This is a genomic window from Stenotrophomonas panacihumi, from assembly GCF_001431645.1.
In the GTDB taxonomy this organism is placed as follows: Bacteria; Pseudomonadota; Gammaproteobacteria; order Xanthomonadales; family Xanthomonadaceae; genus Stenotrophomonas_A; species Stenotrophomonas_A panacihumi.
Window position 1 is genome coordinate 1 of the sequence record NZ_LLXU01000135.1, and the last position, 13872, is coordinate 13872.

Sequence of the window (13872 nt, forward strand, 5' to 3'; positions counted from 1 at the left end):
CGGCGGGGGCGGGCAGGGCGAGTTCGTCGGCGAAATCACCCAGCGGCCGCCACTGCGGCAGCCCCTCGCGCCAGACCAGCGTATCCAGGCCGATGCGGCCGGAACGGTACAGCTCGACCAGGTTCTCATCCGGCAGCGGGCCGATCCGCTGCCGGTTGCCCTCGGCGTAATACCACTCGCTCATCACCCGCTTCCCCTGTGCTTCCAATGCGTGGAAGCGATCAGTGTACGGGTTCGGGCTCGTCCACGAACATCTGGGTTTCCATCCAGGCGTAGGCCGCTTCGGCGCCCGGCTGGTTGAACAGCACCATCAGGATGACCCACTTGAGGTCGTCCAGGTCCAGCTCGTCCTGGTCCAGCGCCATGGCGCGGTCGAGCACCAGTTCGCGCTGGTCGGCATCGAGGATGCCGTGCTGCTCCAGGAACAGCAGGAAGCCGCGGCACTCGATGTCGAGCTTGTCGAGTTCCGGGCCATGGTAGATGCGCACCGGGCCATCCACGCGCGGCTGGGCCACGCTCGGACGCTGGTCGGCGAGCGCATCGAGCCAATCGAAGGCCTTGCTGATTTCGGCGGGACTGAAGCCGGCCTGGATCAGGCCGTTCTGGAGCGAATCCCGGTCACGAACGAGGTCGGCGTCCTCGCTGAAGTAGTGTTCGAACAGGTAAAGCAGTACGTCGAGAATGCTCTCTTTCATTGCCCCTCGGCCTGCGTCGCGAGACGCTGTGGAGGTGAAGAAACTAGGGGTAGCGCATGTAGCGGCCGTGACGGACCACCACCCTTCCTTCCAGTTCCATGGCCAGCAGCATGGAGGACAGCGCGGCGGCCGTCAATCCGGTGCGCTGAACCAATGAATCCATAGGGATGGGGTCGTGGCCCAGCGCTTGCCACAAGCGCTGGTAGTCGGGGTTGGCGGGCAGTGGGGGCCGGCCCGTATCGCGTCCGGCGACTTCAATGGGGGCGGCAGGGGTGCCCCGCAAGGGTGCGATGCGGCTGGCCGCCAGCGGGCCGAGCACGGCCAGCACGTCGTCGGCGGATTCCACCAAGGTGGCGCCATCGCGGATCAGCCGGTGGCAGCCGCGCGCCATCGGGTTATGGATCGAGCCGGGGATGGCGAAGACCTCGCGCCCGGCTTCGCCGGCCAGCCGCGCGGTGATCAGCGCGCCGGAGCGGTGCGCGGCCTCCACCACCAGCGTGCCGAGCGTGAGCCCGGCGACGATGCGGTTGCGCGACGGGAACTGGCCCGCGCGGGCGGGCGTGCCCGGCGGATATTCGCTGGCGACCGCGCCTTCGCGGGCCATGCGTGCCTGCAGGGCGGCGTGCCGGGCGGGATAGGGCACGTCCGGCCCGGTGCCGAGGATGGCGAGGGTGAGGCCCGCGGCATGCCCCAGCGCCGCTTCGTGCGCGGCGGCATCGATGCCGGCCGCCAGCCCGCTGACCACCGCCAGCCCGGCCTGCGCGAGGGCCTCGGCGAACACGCCGGCGTGGTCCCGGCCTCCCGCGCTAGGCCGCCGGCTGCCGACGATGGCCACGCCGGGGTGCGCCAGCAGCGCCGGTTCGCCCGCCACGAACAGCGCCAATGGCGGCTGTGGCGACTCGCGCAGCAGGGGGGGATAAGCCGGGTGGTCCCAGCCGATGAAGTGATGCCCCGCGGCCTCCAGCCAGCGCCGCGCATGCCGCAGCGGGCCGGACGGAGGCTGCGCGAGCGCCGCCCGCTGCGCGTCATCGCACCCGGCCGCCAGCCATGCCGCAGGGCCGGCCGACAGCGCCGCCGCCGCACTGCCGTGCAGGGTGAGCAACATTTGCCGGGACGCGATGGCGCCACCGGCCAGCACGAGGGCCAGCCAGGCGTCGCGTTCTTCCGCACTGGCGGCAGGGGCGGTATCGACCATCCATCGAGCATGGCGCGCAAACGAAAACGGCGCCCTAGGGCGCCGTTTCCATCTCGGATCGGGAAAGGCTGTTACTGCGCGTCGGGATGACGCACGTTGTAGCCCACCTTCACCGGCTTCACGCCTTCCATCACCAGCGCGTAGCTGACCTTGTCGAAGGTGCGGAACACCATCGCGTGGGCCGCGTACTCCTCCGGCACGCCGACCGTGCGGCCGCCACCGGTGAAGCCGTCGTCGGCGCGCGAGATCAGCGAGTGCTCGACGCGGTCGTTCACGCGGCGGCTGTTGCGCCACAGCGAGAACACGGTGCCGTTGTCGATGCCTTCGCGGGCGCCGCCGGAGATGGCGATCACGTCACGCGGACCGGCCGCGGTGAAGGTGTCGGCGACGGCCAGCACGCGCAGTTCCGTCTCGGCGGCCTGCGGGGCCGGCGGGTGCGGGATGAACTGCAGGTCGTACGGCTGCGCCTGGACCGGCATCAGGCGATCCCCGGGGCGCACTTCGCGGCCGCTGTCCTGCAGCAGCAGCGAGGTGACCTCGGTGGTGCCGGAGGGCACGCGGGTCACGGTGCCGACGTTGACCTGCGCCATCTCATAGCCCAGGAACTCGTTGCGAGTGCTCGGGGCGATGTAGGTCTTCCACAGGTTGCCGGCGCCGGCGAGCGGATCGCCGTTGGCCTGCAGGTCCTCGTTGTGGCGCGGCAGCGCGTAGCTCAGCGTCGGGCGGAACACCGCATAACGCTGGCCGACCTGGGCGTTGTCCAGGTTCATCACGTAGGCCACCTGGCCGGCGCTGGCACGCAGACGGCTGTCCTCGAGGCTGACCACGTAGGGCAGGCTCTTGAACTCGTCGGTGATGCGCAGGTTTTTCAGGAACGGCTCGATGTCCGCCAGCGGAATCGCGTTGATCGGCGCTTCCTGGCGCGGGCCGGGCTTGACGCCGACGCGATCCAGGTAGGCCAGGCTCAGCACGTCACCCGGATAAATCAGGTGCGGATTGCTCACCTGCGGGTTGGCCTGCCAGATTTCCGGCCACAGCCACGGCTTCTTCAAGAACTTGCCCGCGATATCCCATAGCGTGTCGCCTTTCTTGACGACATAGGTATCCGGGTGGTCGCCGGCCATTTCCACGGCAGCGGCGTAGGTCGCGACGGTCAGCATCGCCACGGCGACGACCGTACGAATTCGGTTGAACATGATTGCGCTCTGCCTGATTCCCCAACAGGTTCGCGCACTATAGTTCAGATACCGGGGCGAAGCGCAAGCGTTGGCGCTAGAATTGCGACGTCTTGCCGGATTGTTCCGGCGTCCCCACCTCGGGTATCGCCATGGCCCTGCTCCCCATTCTTGAATTTCCCGACCCCCGGCTGCGCACCAAGGCAGCCCCGGTCGACCCGGCCGAGGTGACCACCCCCGGCTTCCAGACCCTGCTGGACGACATGTTCCAGACCATGTACGACGCCCCGGGCATCGGCCTGGCCGCCAGCCAGGTGGACGTCCACAAGCGCTTCATGGTCATCGACATCAGCGAGGAGAAGAACCTCCCGCAGGTGTTCATCAACCCGGAGATCACCGCGCACGACGGCGGCCAGGTCTACCAGGAGGGTTGCCTGTCCGTGCCGGGCATCTTCGCCGACGTCACCCGGGCCGACACCATCACCGTGCGCTACCTGGACCGCCAGGGCCAGTCGCAGGAACTCACCACCGGCGGCCTGCTGGCGGTGTGCATCCAGCACGAGATGGACCACCTGGAAGGCAAGCTGTTCATCGATTACCTCTCGCCGCTCAAGCGCGAGATGGTGCGCAAGAAGCTGGCCAAGCAGCGCAAGCACGTCGCCTGACGCGCGGATCAGGGGGACGGGGGCATTCGCGCGCCGGCCTCCCGACCGGCCAGCGCGCCCTTACCGGAGCCCCGCCCCCATGAGAATCGTCTTCGCCGGTACGCCGGACTTCGCCGTGCCGTCGCTGCGCGCGGCCGCCCGCCACAATGAAGTGGTGGCCGTCTACACCCAGCCCGACCGTCCCGCCGGCCGCGGCCGCGGCCTGACCCCTTCGCCGGTCAAGCTCGAAGCCGTCGCGCGCGGCATCCCCGTGTACCAGCCCGAGAGCCTGCGCACGCCCGAGGCGCGCGCGCAGCTGGCCGCGCTCGAACCGGACCTGATGATCGTCGTGGCCTACGGGCTGATCCTGCCGAAGAAGGTGCTGGCGATCCCGACCTACGGCTGCTGGAACGTGCATGCCTCGCTGCTGCCGCGCTGGCGTGGCGCCGCGCCGATCCAGCGCGCCATCGAAGCCGGCGACGCCGAAAGCGGCGTATGCCTGATGCAGATGGAGGCCGGCCTGGATACCGGCCCGGTGCTGCTGGCCCAGCACACCCCGATCGGCCCGCAGGACACGGGCGGGCAGCTCCACGACCGCCTCGCCGAACTCGGCGCGCAGGTGCTGGCCGATGGCCTGGGCCTGCTGCGCGTCGGGCTGAGCCCGGTGCCGCACCCGCAGCCGGACGAGGGCGTGACCTACGCGCACAAGCTCGACAAGGCCGAGGCCCGGCTGGACTGGGCGCAGCCGGCCGACGCGCTGGCGCGCAAGGTGCGCGCCTTCGTGCCGTGGCCGGTGGCCGAGGCCATGCTGGCCGGCGACCGCCTGCGCATCCACGGCGCGTTGGCCCTGGATGAAACCCACGACCGTCCGCCGGGCAGCCTGCTGCGCGCCTCGCGCGAAGGCCTCGACGTGGCCTGTGGCGAGGGCGTGCTGCGCCTGCGCGTGGTCCAGCGCGAGGGCGGCAAGCCGGTGACCGCCGCCGACTACCTCAACGCCCGCCGCGACCTGGCTGCGTTCGCCCCATGAACGCCGCCCCCGCTCCGGCCGGCGTGGCCGCCCGCGTGGCCGCCGCGCGCATCCTGGCCGCGGTGATCGGCCACGGCCGCTCGCTGAAGGCCGAGTTCGCCGCTGTGTTGCCGGGGCTCGACGAGCCGCGCGACCGCGCGCTGGTCGAGGCGATCTGCTTCGCCGCGCTGCGTCGCCGGCCCGCCTACGAGGCGGCGCTGGGCCAGTGGCTGGAGCGCCCGCCGGGCCGCCGCGATGCCGACCTCAAGGGCCTGCTGCTCGCCGGCCTCGCCCAGCTCGATGCGCTCGCGCTGCCCGCGCATGCGGCGCTTTCGGCGACGGTGGATGCGTGTCGCGCGCTGGGGCGCCCGCGCCAGGCCGGCATGGTCAACGCGGTGCTGCGCCGCGCGCAGCGCGAGGGCCTGCCGGCCGTGGCCGCCGATGCCAGCTGGCCGCAGTGGCTGCGCGATGAAGTGCGGCGCGACTGGCGCGAGCAGGCCGACGCGGTCTTCCAGGCCAGCGCCGAACCCGCGCCGATGTGGCTGCGGGTCAACCGCCGGCAGCACGACCGCGACGCCTACCTGGCCCTGCTGGCCGAGGCCGGCATCGCCGCCAGCGCCGCGCCCGACCTGGCCGATGGCCTGCGCCTGGCCGAGCCGATGCCGGTGGCGCAGCTGCCGGGCTTCGCCGAGGGCGCGGTCTCGGTGCAGGACGGCTCGGCGCAGCAGGTCGCCGACCTGTTCGCGCCCCGCCCCGGCCTGCGCGTACTCGATGCCTGCGCCGCTCCGGGCGGCAAGGCCGCGCACCTGCTGGAACGCGTGCCGGGCCTGCAGCTGACCGCCATCGACATCGACCCGCGGCGCCTGCGCCGGGTGAGCGAGACCCTGGCCCGCACCGGCGTGGACGAGGGCGCGCAGGTGCTGGCGGCCGATGCCGCCGAACCGGAGCGCTGGTGGGACGGCGTGCCGTTCGACGTCGTGCTGCTGGACGCGCCGTGTTCGGCCACCGGCATCGTGCGCCGCCAGCCGGACGTGCTGCTGCATCGTCGCGCCGAGGACGTCGACACCCTGCTCGGCGTGCAGGCGCGGTTGCTCGATGCGGCCTGGCGCGTGCTGCGCCCGGGCGGCTGCCTGCTCTACACCACCTGCTCGCTGCTGCGGCGGGAGAACGAGCGGCAGGTCGCGCAGTTCATCGCGCGCACCGACGGCGTGCAGGTCGAACCGCTGCCTGAACACTTCGGTCATGTGGCCGGCGCGGGGCGCCAGCGCCTGCCCGGCGAGCAGGGTCGCGACGGCTTCTTCTACGTGAAATTGCTGAAGACTTCCTGATCGGCGCGGCTATCATTGCGCCCCATGCGCAAGACGAGCTCCAAGGAATTCTGGTTGCTGGCCATCACCGCGCTGCTGGTGATCGGCGCCGGGCTGGGAATGCGCGATCCGTGGCCTTCCGACGAGCCGCGCTTCGCGCTGGTCGCCAAGCAGATGGTGGAGAGCGGCAACTGGCTGTTCCCGCACCGGGGCATCGAGCTGTACTCGGACAAGCCGCCGATGCTGATGTGGCTGCAGGCGGCGTTGTACACCCTGCTGCGCGACTGGCGCGTGGCCTTCCTGCTGCCTTCGCTGCTGGCCGCGCTGGGCACCCTGGCCTGCGTGTACGACCTCGGCCGGCGGCTGTGGACGCGCCGCGTCGGCCTCTACGCCGCCTGGGCACTGCTGTTCACGCTGCACTTCACCTTCCAGGCCAAGAAGGCGCAGATCGACCCGCTGGTGGTGTGCTTCATCACGCTGGGCAACTACGGCTTGCTGCGCCACCTGCTGCTCGGGCCGCACTGGCGATGGTGGGCGGCCGGCTGGTTCTTCGCCGGCATCGGGGTGATCACCAAGGGCGTGGGGGTGGTCGCGCTGCTGATGCTGTTGCCGGCCGTCATCGCCTCGGTGGCCGGCTGGCCGCGGGTGCGCGTGCATGTGCGCGATGCGCGGTTCTGGTGGGGGCCGGCAGCGTTCCTGCTGGCGATCGCGCTGTGGCTGCTGCCGGTGGTGGTGGCCGCGCTGGCCACCGGTGAGCCGGAATACCGCGCCTACCTCAACGACATCCTGTTCCGGCAGACCGCCAAGCGTTACGCGCAGTCCTGGGATCATCCACAGCCGGTCTGGTACCACTTGGCGACCATGGCGACGATGTGGATCCCGGTGATCCTGGCGCTGCCGTGGGCGATCCCGGCGTGGTGGCGCCGCCTGCGCCGCCGCGACGCGCGCTACCTGCTGCCGCTGGCCTGGTGGGTGCTGGTGCTGGTGTTCTTCTCCATCCCCAGCGGCAAGCGCGACGTCTACATCCTGCCGGCGCTGCCGATGTTCTGCCTGGCGCTGGCGCCGCTGCTGCCGGGCCTGCTGCGCAAGCGCGGGCCGCAGTGGCTGGTGTGGGCGTTCACCGCGCTGGTGTCGGGGGTGTGCCTGGCCGGCGGGCTGTCGATGCTGTTCGGCGAGCCGGCGTTTGAACGCAAGCTGCTCGACAGCCGCGGGGCCGGCGGCGATGTCGGCGTCGCCGTGGCCTGGGTGCTGCTGGCCTGCGGCGCCTGGGGCGTGGCGATGCTCGCGTGGCTGCGGGTGCGCGGGGCGGCGTTCGCGCTGCTCTCGCTGCTGGGCGTGGTGTGGGTCATCTACGGCTTGATCGGCTACCCGTTGCTCAACGATTCCAGCTCCTCGCGCGGCGTGATGCGCGAGGCGGGCCGGCGCATCGGCCCGGACGCCGAACTCGGCCTGGTGGCGTGGAAGGAACAGAACCTGCTGATGGCCGACCGCCCGGCGGCGAACTTCGGCTTCAAGGTGCCGTGGGCCGAGCAGCTGCGCCGCGGCGTGGCCTGGCAGGCTGAACGGCCGGCCAGCCGTTGGCTGCTGGTACAGGAGCCGGCGATGCAGGCCTGCATCGACCGCGGCCGCGCCGAAATCGTCGGCACGGCCAACCGCCGCCGCTGGTGGCTGGTGCCCGCCGACGCGGTGGTCGGCCCCTGCAAGCCGTCGGCCTCCGAGCTGGACCGCGAACGCCAGGAGCAGGGCAACATCGATGTGGAGTGAGTGCGCAGGTGCCGCCCCCGGCCGGCCGTCCGCAGCCGGTAAACCCGTTGCCTCCAGCAATCGCCTGCCCGAAGCCGGGCCACGAGGATGTGAAAAGCCGCCCGTTTCCATCACGCGGCGTCTTCACGACTTAGCTCCCGTTCGTGATTGCCTGAGGATCATGGCCGCCTCCTCGAATCCGCCCGCGCCACGATGACGCTATTGCATCCCACCCGACCGGAACTGCCCGCGCTGGCTGACGCCAGCCGTGCGCGGCGCCTGGGCGGCGTGGCGGAGTTCGGCGTGTTCGCGCTGGCCGCCTTCGTCATCGTCATGCCCAGCGGCCTGCTGCCGTTCGGCCTGTGCCTGTTCGGCACCAGCGTGATGGGGTTCCGCGCGATGCGCCAGTCCGTGCCCGGCATGGGCGTGAACCTGCGCGCGCTGGGCTGGCTGACCGTGGCGGTGCTGCTGATGTCGTTGTGGTCGGTGCTGCTGTTCGAGCACGGGCTGCGCGACGTCGACAACCGCTCGCGCTTCGTGGTGCTGCCGTGGGCGGCGCTGTGGGTGTATGCGATGCAGCCGCGGATGATCTGGCTGTGGCGCGGCGCGGTGGCCGGCATCTTCGCCGCGCTGCTGCTGGCGGCGTTCCAGGTGGCGCGCGGCGATCCGCGCGCCGAAGGCTGGACCAACGCCATCGTGCTGGCCGACATCGTGCTGATGCTGATGGTGCTGGCGGTGTTCTGCCGGCCGCGCGGGCGCTGGATCTGGGTGGTGCCGGCGCTGGTGGCCGGCTGCGTGACCATCGTGCTCAGCGGCAGCCGCGGCGTCTGGCCGGCACTGCTGTGCCTGCTGGTGGTGGTGGCGATGGGCGCGCGCTGGCGCGACGGCCGCACCCGCCTGCTGATCCTCGCCGCGGTCGCGGCCATCGGCGCGACCATCGTGCTCACGGTGCCGGCGCTCACCCACCAGATGCGCATCGGCGAACTGCAGCGCGACATGCAGCGCTATGAAGTCGGCGACGTCGATTCCTCCGCCGGTGCGCGGCTGGAGCGCCTGCACGTCGCCTACGACACCTTCCTGGAGCACCCGCTGACCGGCGTGGGCGTGGGCCACTTCGACGATGCGATGAAGCGCCTGCCGATCTGCGACACCGACCAGTGGATCGACCGCTGCCACCTGGGCCATGCGCACAACGACGTGGCCGAATGGGCCGCCACCCAGGGCATCCTCGGCATCGCGCTGCTGTTCGCGGTGTACGGCGTGCCGTTGTGGCTGCTGGTGCGGCTGTACCGGCGCAGCGGGCAGACCCGCTTCCGCGGGCCGGCGGCGGCCGGCATCGTCGTGGTGCTGAGTTACGTGCTGTGCGGCATGACCCAGTCGATGTTCGCCCACCAGGTCACGGCGAGCTTCTACGTGTCGATCATCGGTACGTTGATCGGCCTGGCCGTGCGCGAGGCCGAGCAGGCTCAGCCGTTGCGGCGCGGCTGATCGGGCGCGCGCGGCGGGTCGCCGACCGGCTGCCCGTGCTGCAGCAGCCACAGCATGATCGACTTCTGCCGGACGTAGTTGGCGCGGACATAGGCGTAGACCAGTCCGCGCCAGCCATCGAGGAAACCGGCGCGCAGCACGTAGCCGCGCCAGAAGCGCCACGCCGGCGCCAACACCAGCTTCGACCACGACGCGCGCTTGCCGCGCGCATGTTCGTGCTCGGCCATCATCCTGGCGTAGCGCTGGGTCTTGGCCAGCTGCTGTTCGAGCGAACGGTAGGGGTAGTGGATGAGGTCGCCGCGCAGCGTGGCGACCGGGCCGTCGACGCTTGCCGCCTCGTGGATCTCGCGCTTGCCGCGCCATCCGCCGCGGCGGCGGTCGAACAGCCGCAGCACGCGGTCCGGGTAGGCATTGCCATGGCGCAGGAAGCGGCCGAAATAGTCCGACAGGCGGTTGAAGCGGTAGCCGGCCTGGCCCGCGAAGCCGCCATCGCGCGCGGCCAGGATGGATGCGCGCAGTTCATCGCTGACGCGCTCGTCGGCATCCAGGCACAGCACCCAGTCGTGCGCGGCCTGGGTGACGGCGAAATCCTTCTGGCTGCGGAAGCCGTCGAACGGCCGCTGCAGCACGCGCGCGCCGGCGGCTTGCGCCAGCGCCACGGTGGCGTCGGTGGAATGCGAGTCCACCACCAGCACGTCGTCGCAGAACGCGAGCGAGGCCAGGCAGTCGCTGATGCGATCGGCCTCGTTGAACGCGATAATGCAGGCCGAGAGACGAGGCCGTTCTGACGGAGCGGTCGATGAGGACATAGAGATGGCCGAGTACCTGCTGTTCGCGACGGAGCGTTACGCGCTGCCTATTCTGGCCCCTCTGGCGCGGGCATTACAGGCCAGCGGGCAGTCGGTGTCGGCGTGGTTCGAGGATGGCGCCCGTGGCGGCACGCTGCCCGGCGTGCCGCAGGTGGACCTGCGCGGCGCCCTGGCGCTGCGCCCGCGCGCGGTGTTCAGCGCGGCCAACTGGGTGCCGGGCTTCCTCTCCGGGGCCAAGGTGCAGCTGTTCCATGGGTTCAACGTGCAGAAGCGCGAGGACAACCGGGGACACTTCCGGGTGCGCGGGTTGTTCGACCTCTATTGCACCCAGGGGCCGGCGACGACCGAACCGTTCCGCGCGCTGGCCGAACGCGAAGGCCACTTCGCGGTGGCCGAGACCGGCTGGCCGAAGCTCGACCCGCTGTTCCGCGACGACGATGGCGAAAGCGCGCGGCTGCGTGCCCGCGCGGCGGGGCGGCCGGTGATCCTGTTCGGCTCCACTTTCACCGAACGCCTCAGCGCCGCGCCGGTGCTGCACGACGCCATCGCCGCCGACATCGCCCGCGGCGACCGCTACTGGCTGCTGACCCTGCACCCGAAATGCCCGCCGGAGCTGTTCGCCCGCTATCGCGCGCTGGCCGGGGCCAACGCGCACTTCGTCGAGCCGGAGCAGGTGATGGCCGCGCAGCGCGCCGCCGACGTGCTGGTCTCCGATACCTCTTCGATCGTTTCGGAGTTCGTGGTGCAGCACAAGCCGGTGGTGACGCTGCGCAACCGCGCGCCGAAGCCGCACATGATCGATTTCGACGACCCGGCGCAGCTGCCGCAGATGCTGGCGCGCGCGCTGGCGCCGGAGCCGGCGCTGATGGCGGAGATCGTGCGCTATGCCGATGCGATCCATCCGTATCGCGATGGGCTGTCGTCGGAGCGGGTGATCGCCGCCACCGAGGATTTCATTGACGGCGAGATGGGCCGGCTGCGCCGCAAGCCGCTCGGCGCGCTGTGGCGCGGGCTGCAGATCCGCAAGGACCTCGGCTACTGGGGCCCGGCGCAGCGCTGAATCACCAGCGCAGGCGCCTGCGCGCGAGCCGCGTCCCCAGTTGTTCGTACAAGGCCTGCGCCTGCGCCTCGGGCAACAGCCGCAGGCGCAGCGGCGGGGCGGAGGCCTGCGCGCCGGCGGTGTCCAGCCACAGCGAGGCGGTTCCGAACAGGCGATCCAGCGGCGAGCGTGACAGGCGCAGCGCCTGCAGCTTGTCGAGTTCGGCCATGCGCCACCAGCGGTCCCACCAGCCACCGCGCACCACGATGCGCTCGCCCTCCACCGACCAGCCCATCCGCGCGATCTGCCGGTAGGCCGAGAACAGCGCCCACGGCCACCACGCCAGCAGCAGCCAGGCCCATGGGCCGAGGTGCCAGGACGCCATCGCCGCGACCGGCAGCAGCCACAGCGAGGGCAGCGCCAGGCGCCAGCCGTTGGCGCGTGGCACCGGCGTCCACTGCGCCGGCGGCCAGGCCGCATGCGGCAGCAGGTCGGCGATGAGGTCGTCGCAGGCCTGCGGCGTGGCGATGGGCGCGACGTCGCGGAATGCGCGGCCGTGGTCGTCGTGCTGCTGCGAGGCGGCGGTATCCACCTGCAGGCGACGGCGGCGCAGGCAGCGGTGCAGGAAACCCTCGCGCAGCGTCCAGGCCTGGATGCGCCGGCGCGTGGTGCTGGTGCGGATGCGCGTGAGCAGGCCGCGCTCGACGGTGAGCCGGCGCTCGATCTCGCTCAAGGTGAAGCCGTGGTACTGCACCAGCGCCAGCAGCACGGAGAGCGCGCGCATCGCCAGCAGCAGGGCGGCAAGCAGCAACAGCGCGGCCACGGCGGTGGCGGCCATCCCGGGGTGCAGGTCGTGCACGTACCGGTAGGCGACCTCTCCGTTGTTGGTGATGAAGTTGCTCACCGAGCGCTGCGGAAAGACCTGGTACAGCACGCCGAACGCGGCGGCCACCACCACCATGCCGCGGTTGGACACCAGCCCCAGTCGGATCACTTCCGGCACCGGCAGGCGCAGCAGCGTGCGCACCGAGGGTTCGGCGGCGGGGGTGGTGCCGTCGGTCGAGGCATCGATGCCGGGCGTCGCATGCGTGCCTTGCCGCACGCGCTGCTCCAGTGCCAGCGCACGATCGAGCCGCAGCACGCGCATCTGCGCTTCCGGGCGCGCCCCGCCCGCCGATTCCAGCCGCACCTCCGCCACGCCGAACATCCGGTGCAGCACGCTCTGGTGCAGCGCCACGTTGTGGATGCGCGCGTAGGGGATGTCGCGCCAGCTGCGTTCGAGCAGGCCGCTGCGGATGTGGATGGCGTCGGCGCCGAGGCGATAGCGATAGGTCAGGTACTGCAGCACCGAGATCGCCACCAGCACGCCGATCGCGCCGAGGCTGGCGAGGTTCGCGTAGCCGTCCTCGCGGTCGCCGCGCTGGCCGAAGAACACCACCAGCACCAACGGAATGAAGAACTGCCGCGCCTGCTGCAGCAGCACGAACAGCCATGACAGCGGATGCAGCCGCTGCTCGCCGGTCTCGAGGTCGGGGGTGCTCACAGGGCGTCGTCGTCCTGGTCGAGCTGGCGCGAAAGGCGTTCGCGCAGGCGTTCGGCATCGGTGGCGTCGAGGCCGGCGATCGACACCGCGCCGAAGCGGCTGCCGGCCGTATGCACGACCAGCGTGGAGAGGGTGAGCAGGCGTTCCAGCGGCCCGCGGCGCAGATCCAGGTGCTGCACGCGGCTGGCCGGCACGCGGGTTTCCGATTGCCACAAGCCGCCGCGGCGCACGGCCAGGCCCTGCGCGTCGAGCAGCCAGCGCACCCGGCGGCGGCGGCGGTAGGCCAGCCCGCCCAGCAGCAGCGCGACGATGGCGACGATCACCGCGACGGCCCAACCCGGCAGCGGAATGGGGGCGCCTTCGCCGATGCGCAGCAGGAGGCTGCCGCCCACGACCAGGCACGGCACGAGCAGCGAGAGCCCGGCCATCGCCCCGGCCAGCACCGCGCCGCGCAGCGGCAGGGGCTGCCAGTCGGTGGCGGGCAAGGGCGGGAATGCGGGTTCGGACGACGACGGCGAAGGATCGGACACGATGCGGGCGCCTGGCGGAATGGCGCCCAGCATAGCGGCGCCGCGACCGGCGCCGGAACCACGCCGGCCTACTGCGAGGCGAGGATCAGCGCGTCCACGTCCAGCGCATGGCCGGCGCGGGCCGCCTTGGTGCGCAGGTATTGCTCGTTCTCGTGGGTGATCTCGCCGGTGACCGGGATGCGCTCGACCACCTCGATGCCGGCCGCGCGCAGGCGTTCGACCTTGCTCGGGTTGTTGGTCAGCAGCTGGATGCGCTCGATGCCCAGGCCGCGCAGCATCGCCACCGCGCTGCCATAGCGGCGCTCGTCGGGGCCGAAGCCGAGCTGGGCGTCGGCGTCGATGGTGTCCAGGCCGGCGTGCTGGTAGCCATAGGCGCGCATCTTCGCCGCGATGCCGGTGCCGCGGCCTTCCTGGTCCAGGTACAGCAGTACGCCGCCGCCGAGCGCCTTGAGCTTGTCCAGGCCGCGACGCAGCTGGTCGCCGCAGTCGCACTTGAGCGAGCCGAACAGGTCGCCGGTGAGGCAGGAGGAATGCACGCGCACCGGCACGGGCCTGGACAGGTCCGGCTGGCCGACGACGATGGCGACCTGGTCGCGCTGGGCCACGCCGCCGCGGAACACCACGAACTCGCTCATGCCGACGTCGCGCAGCGGCACCGGCGTGCGGGTCACCAATTCGTACGGACGCGCCGCGGCGCG

The 13872-nt window shown here is 71.4% G+C and carries 14 protein-coding genes; 6 read left to right on the top strand and 8 right to left on the bottom strand.

All coding sequences use genetic code 11. The annotated features are described in order from the left end of the window. The 4 genes from ARC20_RS17265 to ARC20_RS17280 all read right to left on the bottom strand — a co-directional run. The coding region (locus ARC20_RS17265; protein ID WP_152983968.1) for a DUF4339 domain-containing protein at positions 1 to 184 on the bottom strand (184 nt) is incomplete at its 3' end. Positions 185 to 221: 37 nt separating this feature from the next. Then, positions 222 to 695 carry a DUF494 family protein gene (locus ARC20_RS17270; RefSeq protein WP_057649320.1) on the bottom strand — a complete coding sequence of 158 codons (474 nt, stop codon included), beginning with the start codon at positions 693 to 695 and terminating at the stop codon, positions 222 to 224. 43 nt (positions 696 to 738) lie between these two features. Then, complete coding sequence (gene dprA, locus ARC20_RS17275) at positions 739 to 1890, bottom strand: DNA-processing protein DprA (protein ID WP_057649321.1); 1152 nt, start codon at positions 1888 to 1890, stop codon at positions 739 to 741. 71 nt (positions 1891 to 1961) lie between these two features. Then, on the bottom strand, positions 1962 to 3086 hold the full coding sequence (locus tag ARC20_RS17280; RefSeq protein ID WP_057649322.1) for a LysM peptidoglycan-binding domain-containing protein: 1125 nt from the start codon (positions 3084 to 3086) through the stop codon (positions 1962 to 1964). Between the two features lie 131 nt (positions 3087 to 3217). On the opposite strand from ARC20_RS17280, the gene def reads away from it, so the two are divergent. From def to ARC20_RS17305, 5 genes are all read left to right on the top strand, one after another. Beyond that, positions 3218 to 3730: a peptide deformylase gene (gene def, locus ARC20_RS17285; protein WP_057649323.1), complete on the top strand. Its 513-nt coding sequence runs from the start codon at positions 3218 to 3220 to the stop codon at positions 3728 to 3730. A 79-nt stretch (positions 3731 to 3809) separates the two neighbouring features. Then, positions 3810 to 4736, top strand: coding sequence for a methionyl-tRNA formyltransferase (gene fmt / locus ARC20_RS17290; protein WP_057649324.1), 927 nt, complete (start codon positions 3810 to 3812; stop codon positions 4734 to 4736). After that, positions 4733 to 6043 (top strand): 16S rRNA (cytosine(967)-C(5))-methyltransferase RsmB, encoded by a 1311-nt coding sequence (rsmB, locus tag ARC20_RS17295; RefSeq protein WP_057649325.1) that lies wholly within the window; start codon positions 4733 to 4735, stop codon positions 6041 to 6043. The genes fmt and rsmB overlap by 4 nt, the downstream gene beginning before the upstream one ends. Positions 6044 to 6067: 24 nt before the next feature. Next, on the top strand, positions 6068 to 7786 hold the full coding sequence (locus ARC20_RS17300) for an ArnT family glycosyltransferase (RefSeq protein WP_057649326.1): 1719 nt from the start codon (positions 6068 to 6070) through the stop codon (positions 7784 to 7786). A gap of 192 nt (positions 7787 to 7978) precedes the next feature. Continuing rightward, positions 7979 to 9253 carry an O-antigen ligase family protein gene (locus ARC20_RS17305; protein ID WP_057649327.1) on the top strand — a complete coding sequence of 425 codons (1275 nt, stop codon included), beginning with the start codon at positions 7979 to 7981 and terminating at the stop codon, positions 9251 to 9253. Here the strand turns inward: ARC20_RS17305 and ARC20_RS17310 are convergent. Continuing rightward, positions 9232 to 10062, bottom strand: a complete 831-nt coding sequence (locus ARC20_RS17310; RefSeq protein WP_057649328.1) for a glycosyltransferase family 2 protein — start codon at positions 10060 to 10062, stop codon at positions 9232 to 9234. The two genes, ARC20_RS17305 and ARC20_RS17310, sit on opposite strands and share 22 nt — an antisense overlap. Positions 10063 to 10066: 4 nt before the next feature. Between ARC20_RS17310 and ARC20_RS17315 the strand changes: the two genes are divergently transcribed. After that, complete coding sequence (locus ARC20_RS17315) at positions 10067 to 11122, top strand: CDP-glycerol glycerophosphotransferase family protein (RefSeq protein ID WP_057649329.1); 1056 nt, start codon at positions 10067 to 10069, stop codon at positions 11120 to 11122. Between the two features lies 1 nt (position 11123). Here the strand turns inward: ARC20_RS17315 and ARC20_RS17320 are convergent, their stop codons facing one another. From ARC20_RS17320 to ribA, 3 genes are all read right to left on the bottom strand, one after another. After that, complete coding sequence (locus tag ARC20_RS17320; RefSeq protein ID WP_057649330.1) at positions 11124 to 12644, bottom strand: PH domain-containing protein; 1521 nt, start codon at positions 12642 to 12644, stop codon at positions 11124 to 11126. Next, positions 12641 to 13207 carry a PH domain-containing protein gene (locus tag ARC20_RS17325; protein ID WP_081418261.1) on the bottom strand — a complete coding sequence of 189 codons (567 nt, stop codon included), beginning with the start codon at positions 13205 to 13207 and terminating at the stop codon, positions 12641 to 12643. Before ARC20_RS17325 ends, ARC20_RS17320 begins: the two co-directional genes overlap by 4 nt. Before the next feature lie 35 nt (positions 13208 to 13242). Then, positions 13243 to 13872: GTP cyclohydrolase II RibA (ribA, locus tag ARC20_RS17330; protein WP_081418262.1), on the bottom strand; the 630-nt coding region annotated here is incomplete at its 5' end.